This window comes from Hyphomonas sp. (assembly GCF_041689225.1).
Classification (GTDB): Bacteria; Pseudomonadota; Alphaproteobacteria; order Caulobacterales; family Hyphomonadaceae; genus Hyphomonas.
Window position 1 is genome coordinate 1 of record NZ_JBDNGN010000097.1, and the last position, 9219, is coordinate 9219.

Annotated in this window: 8 protein-coding genes; 1 reads left to right on the forward strand and 7 read right to left on the reverse strand. The window is 56.8% G+C overall.

What is annotated here, in order from left to right:
• The 3 genes from ACESNB_RS08765 to ACESNB_RS08775 all read right to left on the reverse strand — a co-directional run.
• On the reverse strand, positions 1-239 hold a 239-nt coding region (locus ACESNB_RS08765; protein ID WP_373006369.1), incomplete at its 3' end, for an adenosylhomocysteinase.
• 106 nt (positions 240-345) lie between these two features.
• The gene (locus ACESNB_RS08770; protein WP_373006371.1) at positions 346-1506 is read right to left on the reverse strand and encodes a DegT/DnrJ/EryC1/StrS family aminotransferase; all 1161 of its coding nucleotides are present in this window, start codon (positions 1504-1506) and stop codon (positions 346-348) included.
• Between the two features lie 116 nt (positions 1507-1622).
• On the reverse strand, positions 1623-2798 hold the full coding sequence (locus tag ACESNB_RS08775) for a glycosyltransferase (protein WP_373006373.1): 1176 nt from the start codon (positions 2796-2798) through the stop codon (positions 1623-1625).
• A 212-nt stretch (positions 2799-3010) separates the two neighbouring features.
• On the opposite strand from ACESNB_RS08775, the gene rfbC reads away from it, so the two are divergent.
• Positions 3011-3562 carry a dTDP-4-dehydrorhamnose 3,5-epimerase gene (rfbC, locus tag ACESNB_RS08780; RefSeq protein WP_373006383.1) on the forward strand — a complete coding sequence of 184 codons (552 nt, stop codon included), beginning with the start codon at positions 3011-3013 and terminating at the stop codon, positions 3560-3562.
• Between the two features lie 394 nt (positions 3563-3956).
• Here the strand turns inward: rfbC and ACESNB_RS08785 are convergent, their stop codons facing one another.
• The 4 genes from ACESNB_RS08785 to ACESNB_RS08800 all read right to left on the reverse strand — a co-directional run.
• On the reverse strand, positions 3957-4604 hold the full coding sequence (locus tag ACESNB_RS08785) for a prepilin-type N-terminal cleavage/methylation domain-containing protein (protein WP_373006375.1): 648 nt from the start codon (positions 4602-4604) through the stop codon (positions 3957-3959).
• Entirely contained in the window at positions 4605-6587 is a 1983-nt protein-coding gene (locus ACESNB_RS08790; protein ID WP_373006377.1) for a glycosyltransferase, read from the reverse strand.
• A 45-nt stretch (positions 6588-6632) separates the two neighbouring features.
• Entirely contained in the window at positions 6633-8081 is a 1449-nt protein-coding gene (locus ACESNB_RS08795; RefSeq protein ID WP_373006379.1) for a methyltransferase, read from the reverse strand.
• A gap of 108 nt (positions 8082-8189) precedes the next feature.
• On the reverse strand, positions 8190-9219 hold a 1030-nt coding region (locus ACESNB_RS08800; RefSeq protein WP_373006381.1), incomplete at its 5' end, for a hypothetical protein.

The following is a 9219-nucleotide window of genomic DNA, read 5'->3' on the forward strand; positions in this document are numbered from 1 at the left end:
TAGATGTTGCACGAAACCCAGCGCACTTCTGCGCCAAGGGCTTCCAGTGTCTGGATCAGGACGGCCGTCTGGATCGTCATGTGCAGCGAGCCGCAGATGCGCGCGCCCTTGAGGGGCTGCGTTGGTCCGAACTCTTCGCGGGCAGCCATCAGACCCGGCATCTCAGTCTCGGCAATGGCGATTTCCTTGTTGCCGTATTCTGCCAGTTTGATGTCGGCGACGTGGTAATCGTGAGCCATATCAATGTTCCTTTATGTGTTTATGTGCGCGTTAGCATGACGCGCAGTCAAAGGCAACGCGGCAACCGCCTGCGCGCCCGGTAAATTACGTTTGCAATCGGGTGATTCAGCCGTTGAAGCCGAGCACGGTTTCGATCACCCGGTCCTGGTCGGCCTCGCTGAGGTAGGGGTGCATCGGCAGCGCCAGCACATGCTGGCTGGCGGCCTCGGTCACCTTCAGGTGGCCTTCGGGCGGCGCGAAGCGAAGCGCGAAATCCTGCTGGTGGATGGGGACCGGATAATAGACCATGCTCGGGATGCCATTGGCGGTCAGGTGCGCTTGCAGGCCATCTCGGTTTTCGTGCTCGATTACATACTGGGCCCACACGGACCGCCCCCCGTCGATCACCCCTGGCACCCCCTTGATCCGCCCCTTGAGGCCTGCCTTGTACCGGTCGGCCACAACCTGGCGGCAGTCGATCTCGTTAGCGAAAATCTTCAGCTTTTCCAGCAGGATAGCGGCCTGAATCGTGTCCAGGCGCGAATTCATGCCGACCCGAAGGCTGAGATATTTCGGGTCATGATGAAAGTTGCGTGTGGCCGCATCGGTCGGCGTGACCTTGCCATAAACCCGAAGGGATTCAATGCGCTCGGCGAGCGCGGCATCATTTGTGATGATCGCTCCGCCGTCGCCATAACATCCAAGTGGCTTGGCCGGGAAGAAGCTGGTGGTTGCAATATCGGCCCAGTCGGAGGGGTGTTTGCCGTTAAGGGTGCAACCAAAGCCCTGCGCCGTATCCGCAATCAGCTTCAGGCCGAACTCATCGCATATCGCCTTGATTTCCGGATAGTTTGCAGGCTGCCCGAACAAGTCAACGGCGATCACGACTTTCGGCTTCAGCTTGCGTTGCTTGATCGTCCGTTCGATTTCAGCGCGCAGGGATGACGGATCCATGTTGTAGGTCGCCGCATCAATATCCACAAAGACAGGCGCGGCGCCGAGCCACGGCACGACCTGAGCCGTCGCGACAAACGTGAAGCTTGGGCAGAACACGGCGTCACCGGGCTTCAGTTCCCAGGCCATCAATGCCAGAGCGAGTGCATCGGTGCCGTTGCCGCAGCTGACCGCGTGGGATGCGTTGCACCAGCTGGCGAGCTGGGTTTCCAGTTCCCCAACTTCAGGGCCCAGAACAAAGCGGCCAGATTCGACAACGCCGCTTATAGCTGTGTCGATTTCAACCTTGATCCGCCGGCGTTGAGCCTGAAGGTCGATGAAGGGAAGGGACATGGAACAGCTCCGCAAATTGCGCATGGGTTGGCCAGCACATATGAACCCGCCAGCCTGCCAGCAAGTAACACCTGATTACACTCTATGTCGCTTTATGAGCGGGCAAGAGCAAGCTGCTAGAGGCAAATACCAAGGGCTTCTGAGTAAGCGCGTGATCGCAGAGAGGACTTTATGTCCGCGCGGGATCTGGACGCGAGCGCATTGCGTCCGTCGAGTGATTCACTCAGTTCGCGCAAGGCCCTCGCGCCGGCGTCGATATCGACTTCAGCCCACATGGCTCCCGGTATGGAATCGTAGGTGCCGGTTGGATCGCTGACCGGTTGCAAGACGAAAGGAAGAAGTTTTGAATTGTCCTGGGTCATGAATTCAAGATTGCCGGACCAGCCCGTGGCGATTGTCGCGCGGCCTGCGGCCATGGCTTCTGCGAGATGCATGCCGAAACCTTCTGATCGATGCGACGACACGACGACGTCGCTGTTCCACAACAGGTGGGTTTGTTCTTCCTCAGAAAAACTGCGGTCGATGACTTCGATCCTGGGATCACTTTTGGAAAACGCCATCACCGTCGCTTCGTAATGCTTGTAAAGAGACAGGTTGCGACATTTGACCGTCAGATGAACAGCTTCCTTTCCCGGAAAGGCGTTTGAGAACATTTGCATCGTCGCGAGCAGGTTCTTGCGGTGAAGGGACGAGCGCCCATCGGCAGTTGCCAGCACACGAAGCGTCGGGTCGCCCCGGTTCGCTGGCGTGGGCCAGGCCTTGGCGTGCGTCTGAAGGGGAACAAAATGGGGAACATGCTTCACAGGCAAGGAAAACGCATCCTGGAAAGCGTGCTGGACAAATCGGCTGGGGGCCCAGATTTCCGACAGGAAGCAGGTTTGACGGGCCCAATCTGGAGGGACAATTGACAATTCCCAGGCCCATGCGCCGATGACCCGCCATTTGTGCCAGCGACGCAGGCCCAGTCCAATCAGGGCGCGTTCGGTTTCAGGCGCATTTGCATAGAGAATGACTGTGCCATGGCCGCCCAGAGGCATATCCTCCAAGGGCACTTCGCTGGCGACATCGATCTGGTTGAACAGTCCGCTGAGATCGACGGCAATCGGGCTGAAGCCTTCCTCACGTAGCGCTCGATAGCAACTTAGCGCTGCGCGGCCAATTCCATTGGCCGTGCGGAACATCCCGGCCACGACGATCTTGCCGCTCGGCCTGTCGAGCTTTTCACGTACCGGTGAACGCGGCAGGATAAGGCGGCGAACGGCCGATGTCCCACTTCTGACAGATGACCTCATAGGCAAAGCTGTTACGACACTTTCCGATATTTGCACACAGCGCCCGTCATTCTGTATGCCTGCCGGTTGAGTACCGCGCAAGTTGCGCCTGAGTGTACCGGCGCTTTGATTTCAGCCAATCAATGGAGGGTATGTTAGGACAGCTGGCCTGTCTGGGCCCGATGTGCAATCGACCCTCACAAATGAAGTCTGAAAGGAATTGCTCTATGTCTTTGATTGTCGAGCCCCTCGCCATTCCCGATGTGAAGCTTGTCACCCCGTCGCGGTTCGGGGACGATCGCGGGTTCTTCTCTGAAACCTACAATGCCGAGACGTTCAGCGCCGCCGGGATTGAGGCCGATTTCGTACAGGACAATCACTCGCTATCCACTCAAACGGGCACGCTGAGAGGATTGCACTTTCAGGCACCGCCTTTCGCGCAATCCAAGCTCGTGCGGGTGCTGCGCGGCGCAATTCTGGATGTCGCAGTCGATATACGCCGCAATTCACCGACTTATGGCAAATGGGTGAGCGCAGAGCTGTCGGCGACCAATGGCGTGCAGATCTTTGTGCCGCGCGGGTTCCTGCATGGCTTTGTGACACGCGAACCTGACACCGAGATCGCCTACAAGGTCGATAATTATTACTCTAGGGAATGTGACGGCGCGGTGCAGTGGAATGATCCGGCGCTGGCGATCGACTGGGGGCTTCCGGCGGACGGGGCCATACTTTCAGACAAAGACGCTCAGGCGCAGTCCTTTGCCGCATTCAAGACGCCGTTCTGAGGGGCGTTCTAGCTGTTATGGCTAGGGGAGTCACCGAATGCTCGCGACGCTGGCTCTCCTCACAACCCAGAGAAGCCCAAGACCGAAGAATAGCACATCATTGTGGTGGACTTAGGGGTCATAGCCGACCTCTCGCTGGATCGAAAGGCGGCCTTGCCAATCACGATCTCAGGTCGTGTGGCACCAAAACAAAGTGCTCGCGTGTTGTGATGCTTCTTGGAGAATCGCGATCGATGCGCCGGTCAATCCCTGGAACACCTATGCCGAAGCGTACAGCCAGACCCGCGTCAAACGATTCGAACCCAGCCAGAAAGCATTCGTCAGAGTCCGTTCGCCGCCACCGAAAGCATGACCAGAATATGGCGGGCAAGACAGCCTTGCCATGCGCCTAATTCTAGAAAACGGATCCTTCACCGCCAATCAGGTCGTTTGCTCGCAGGGGCAAGGGTTCGCTGTTGGAAAATGCGACGATCCAGTTGCCATCGGGATCCTTAGACGTTGATGTCAGGCGGATCATGGCAGGTAGTGGTCCGTTCCTGAAATGAGTTTCGACATCCAGTGTTTCAAACGCAGTCAGCGGGGGTGGAGGCCAGCTAGCTCGCCACAGTCCATCATATCCATAATATGAAAAGGCCGCATCCCGGGGCAACTGGATTAATGTCCAGCTACCTTCGAGAGTTGTAAGTGTCAGGTCGACATGTTCCGTATCGGCTTCCGTGAGCTGCAAGGAATAGTTTTGAATATCCCCTAAATCGCTGAACACTCTTCCTGTCGTTATTCCAGAGATTTTCAGCTCGTTTCCTGTGAAAACATCGCCGGCCTGTTCCGGCCAGGCGGGAAGCGTTTGCGCAAGTGTTGTTTCCAGGAGTCGGTGATCGGCAACAAGTTCCATTGCAGCAGCCGTGGCGTCTTGCACGCGCTCAACTTGCTGTGCCTGTAGGCCAAGCGATCTGAATATTATCGTGCTAAGTACGCCGACAATTGCCAACGCAACAAGGACCTCGATGAGAGAGTAGCCATGATCATTCGGATTGCGCGGCATTCAGGATATCTTGCCTTTGGTGTTCGGCGAGTTTAGCACGGACTTGGCGCTATGGACAAAATCCAAGGCTTGGCGATGTGGACCGTAGAGGTCCATCGCCCGCCTATACGCTGAGCTGCCCATGTGTTCTCGTGCAGAAGCGTCTGATACCAGATGCGTCAGGTGATTGCACCAGTCGCTGAGGTTTCTGGCTGTGTAGCCATCCTCACCTGATCTTATTGCCAGGCTGAATGGGGCGGTGGCCGATACGATGCTGGGAACCTTGACCAAGGCAGCTTCGAAGAATTTCAATTCGCTCTTTGACTGGCAGAATCGGTTCTCGAGCTCCAGCGGCGCAATATTGATGTCAAATTGGGAAAGGGCGCGTGGCAAGTCGCGAAACGCAACCAAGGGCCTAAGATCTATGCGTGCGCCCACAGGCGCAAGTTCAGCAAGGGCCAAAGACGACAAGTGCCCGAGGATGCATAATCGGGTGTTCGGGTGCGCCTGCATCACCGCAAGCAAGGCGGGGGCAATAGTGGCAAAGTCATAGTCATGCGTGGGGGTTCCGCTCGCATAGCCGACGATAACAGTTTCCTGGTCCGTTAGGTCCCGGCATCTCGTCAGCTGCTCGGCATAGCGGATACGATCTTCGCTTAGTCCGTTGGGGAGACAAGCGACGTTACGATTGAACCGTTTGGCTTCGGCACAAAGGGTCTTAGTAGGTGTCCAGACCATGTCGGCTCTTTCGAGGGACTGTCTTAGGCCCTCGCTCTTGAGTTTCCACGACGCCATGTCGGGGCCATGCAGGTCTGCCAAAAACCTCATATATTGCGGTGAAATGATCTCCGGATCAAAGAGCAGGTCATCGATGTCGAAAATCACCGGGACCCCGTGCTTCGCCGCTTGCGTGTATACCGCATCGAGCCAGTCATCCATCGGAGCACGAAACACGATGATCAGGTCTGCCTGCTGCGCAACTGCTTCTGGGCGGTCCTGGTCTGGAAAAACCCGAAACGGTTTCCAATTGGTACCGATCAGCGCTTCGATCCGGTTTTCAATACGGTATATTTCGCCCTTGCTGTTCGGCGAACCGGAAATGAATGCGATACAGGGTCCGACCTCACCAGCCCCAGCCTCAAATCGCCTCGCCGTTTCAGCCGTTCCCGGGCCTTCTAGCAGCGACCGCATCCTTGGATCATGCGGGCCTGTGCGTTCAGAGAAGATCGCTTCGAGTCCATCAAACTGCTCGGACAAAGACTCTATTTTATCGGCGACGAGCATATTCGCGATATTGTCTGCAAACTCGACCAGAGAGTGCGTTGGCTGAGCGCGACCGGACTGTGTTTTTTCTGGAAGGAACGTTGCTGCAGGATGATCCGCGACGGCCATGAGCTGGTCGTCGGCCAGAGACTTCAGGGTTTGAAAGGGAAGAAAGGATCGCTGCATCGATCGGCTGTGACGCTCAAGGTCCAGCATGTACCGGATCCAAAGGAGACAGGCGGCAACCGGATTTGCGACCGCCGCAGGTTTGAAGCGTTCATCTCGAACACGGCGAAACAATGAGCGCGCCACGTCCGCCTGTGGCCGGCAAGTCGCAATCAACCGGCTTGTCATGCCCAAACGCTCAGCTGCGTTCAGCCAGACAGGCAACAGCCGGCAGAAGCGCGGATCCTTCAGCGCTATGCGATGGCCGGAGGCGGAAGCGAGTAATTTCTTGAGCAGGTCTGCTGCAGGATCGCTAAACGCATCGACAAGTCTTTGCATCTGCGCTTGCGCGATCGGTTCACACGACCTCCAGTCCAGTTCGAGAGACCGCAGCATGGAATTGTTCAGCTGAACAATGCTGCGGGTCTCCCAGTAGCCTTCCGGATTGTCGTCATTGGCTGCAAGGAGCTCCCCCGGAAAATGGTAGCCGAGCTCATCAAGGCGCTTTCCGAGCAGGGAGGTTCCGCTCCTGTGCATGCCAGCGCAAAAAAGGACTTCGCGAGTAGAATCGGTCATCAGCTTGCGCACTCAAGTGCGATGAAACAGAGGTTCGTCACTGCGTTACTTCGGCGAGGTGCTCAAAGGATTTGTGACGTAGCCCTTTGTGGTGGTTGGCCGCTCGATCACATGGCCTGACAGCTTGTGCAGGTCTTCATCCTTAGGCAGTATTGCTTCCGATCGCGCCGCGACCATCCAGGATGCGGCCGGGTGAAACCACGGAATAGCTTTGGCGACCAGGCCAACTGCCTGAAGTCGCCCCAGCATATCCGAAGGCTGGTAGTCGACGCAGGCCGGATAGTGCCAGCCGTCCATCGCAGGCGGTGGATCATCATTGGCAATATAGGAGAAGAGGAACAGGCCGTCTTCCTTGAGCGAGCTTGCGGCCCCCTCAAGCATTTGGGAGAGGAGGTCCGGCCCTGTGTGAGTGGCCACAGACTGAGCGACAATATAGTCGAAGCGCTCGCCGAGATCGCTGAACCTGAAATCACTACGACTGGAAAAGCGTGGTCTTTTCAGCCTCACGGCATCCTGACCCAATTCCCGGGCGATGCCTTCCTCGATCAGCCATTCATTCGGATCAATGCCGAAATATCGGTCTTCGCGCAGGAATGGAATGAGCAGCCGGCCGAGTCTCAAGGAACCGCAACCGACGTCCAGGACCTTGTCTTCATCTCGCAAACCCAGCGTGTGAAGGAGCGCGAATTGGGTCGAACTCATGAAGTCAAATCGGCGTGGCGGCCCCACATAGGCCCGGTAATGGTCTGCTCCGGCGCGCAGATTGAGCGCGTCCTCAGCACCCAGGTCACGGGTCCCATCGGCGCTGCTTTTACGCGCCGCGTTGAACGTGAACGCCGCAACATGCTGACCGCGGGGATGATTGACGTCCTCGATGCGCTTGACGGCAATGCCGAGGCCATCGGCAGCGCGTACAAGGTCGGAAAAGCGATACTGGAACGGATTAGCATCGAGCCGGCTGTGTATGCCCCATCCGCGGTCAACGACGTCTGCAAGATCATCGTGTTCCTGCGTTTCAAAATAGCTTGCGAGCAGGCGGCCGCCCGGTGCCATCACCTTTGATAGTTCCGAAAGACAAAGCCTGATCTGATTCCAGCTAATATGCGTGAACACTGACAGCGCAAGCGCCATATCGAATCCAGGCGCGAAGGACGACACATCAAATCGGTCAGTTGTAACGAGCCGGGCGCGATCAAGCTTGTGCGTCAGCCCGGCACCCGTCAGTTCGACATTATAACCTTTGTCCAGCAGAGCGGTATGGGCATCAATCCCGCAATAGTTTCCGCTAGCGAGATAGTCCACGAACCGTACGCCGCCTCTCAGGCTACCGCAGCCAACGTCCAGGAATCTGTGCGCTGGCTCCAAGCCTTGCGCTTTACAAAATTCGATTTGCCAGCTGCCGATCTCATCCCACATCCCGCCAACAACATCGCGGTGCTTTCCGTCCGCAACACGATTATTCAGCCGGTCCGCGTCCTCATAGATATTCGTCATGTCTGATCCCTGCTCAGATGCCGACAATAGCTAGTCGCAGGTTGGCCTCAGGTCAAAAAAAAAGGGGCTCCGAAGAGCCCCTTTTCACAGTAACTGATCAAGAAACGATTAGTTTTGATCTTGGCTGACCGTACCGCCCATCACTTGCTGGATCGCGCCGTTGCGGACAACGAACTGACGACCAGTCAGCGAGGTCGAATTAGCTTCAACCGTGAACTCTACATCACCACGGCCATAGTTGCCGAGCGCAGCTTCAACCGAAGACGAGTTCAAAACCAGCTCACCCTTGGCAGGGATGGTCGCCGCAACCTGCACGATACCTGGGTTGATGTAACCAGCGGTGGTGCTGTTCTTTGCTTCAACGAAAACTGCTCCGGCAGCAGTCGCGTCCAGGTTACCGATACGGTAGACGCTTGTTGTCCCCGAAGCAGCACCCAACGTGCCTGTTTGCGTCCAAGGGAACGTCACCTGCGTCCCATCGCGCGTAATAGACTGGAGCGCGGAGGTCAGGCTGGTGCTTGATTTGATGTCCGAGCCCGAAGCAGGAACAGCAGTCACCGCAGCGGAATATGCGGAACGTGCGACCGCAGAGGTACCATCGGCGACGAAGCTGATTACGGCGCCACCAGCATTGCCACCAAGTGTGGTCGAAGCCACAATGTCTGCAGTTGCCGTATCAGCAACCGAATTTACACCAAGGCCAAAAGCATTAGCTTCGAAGACGAAACTACCACCAGCAGGAAGCACGTTCGGGTCGAACGCATCCATCACGCCAGAAACAACCAAATTCACAGCACCCAAGTCAGCGAGGAGAACGTTAGTACCAGCCAAGTCGGTGTTCACCGTGTCAGTCACAGACCCCGAGTAGGTGACGGTGTTTGCGGTCACGTCAACCGTGCCAAGGATAGAGTCAGTGGCGACGGCCTTGAAAAGGCTAGCCAGCGTGGCGTTTGTTGCACCCGTATCCGGCGTGATTGCTATTTTGAACGATGGTGCAGTGTCCACAATGACGGTAGAAACCCTGTTAGTGGCAGACGAATTATCGACCGGTGCGCCGGCGTCGGTCTGAATTCCCAAAGAAACTGTCACATCGGTACCCGCAAGATCCAGCGGGAGGTCAATCGTGCAAGTACCCGAA

Excerpts from the sequence above, each read along its gene's own strand:
- ACESNB_RS08770 (WP_373006371.1), bottom strand. The coding sequence starts at position 1,506 with ATGTCCCTTCCCTTCATCGACCTTCAGGCTCAACGCCGGCGGATCAAG.
- ACESNB_RS08775 (WP_373006373.1), bottom strand. The coding sequence starts at position 2,798 with ATGAGGTCATCTGTCAGAAGTGGGACATCGGCCGTTCGCCGCCTTATC.
- ACESNB_RS08785 (WP_373006375.1), bottom strand. The coding sequence starts at position 4,604 with ATGCCGCGCAATCCGAATGATCATGGCTACTCTCTCATCGAGGTCCTT.
- ACESNB_RS08790 (WP_373006377.1), bottom strand. The coding sequence starts at position 6,587 with ATGACCGATTCTACTCGCGAAGTCCTTTTTTGCGCTGGCATGCACAGG.
- ACESNB_RS08795 (WP_373006379.1), bottom strand. The coding sequence starts at position 8,081 with ATGACGAATATCTATGAGGACGCGGACCGGCTGAATAATCGTGTTGCG.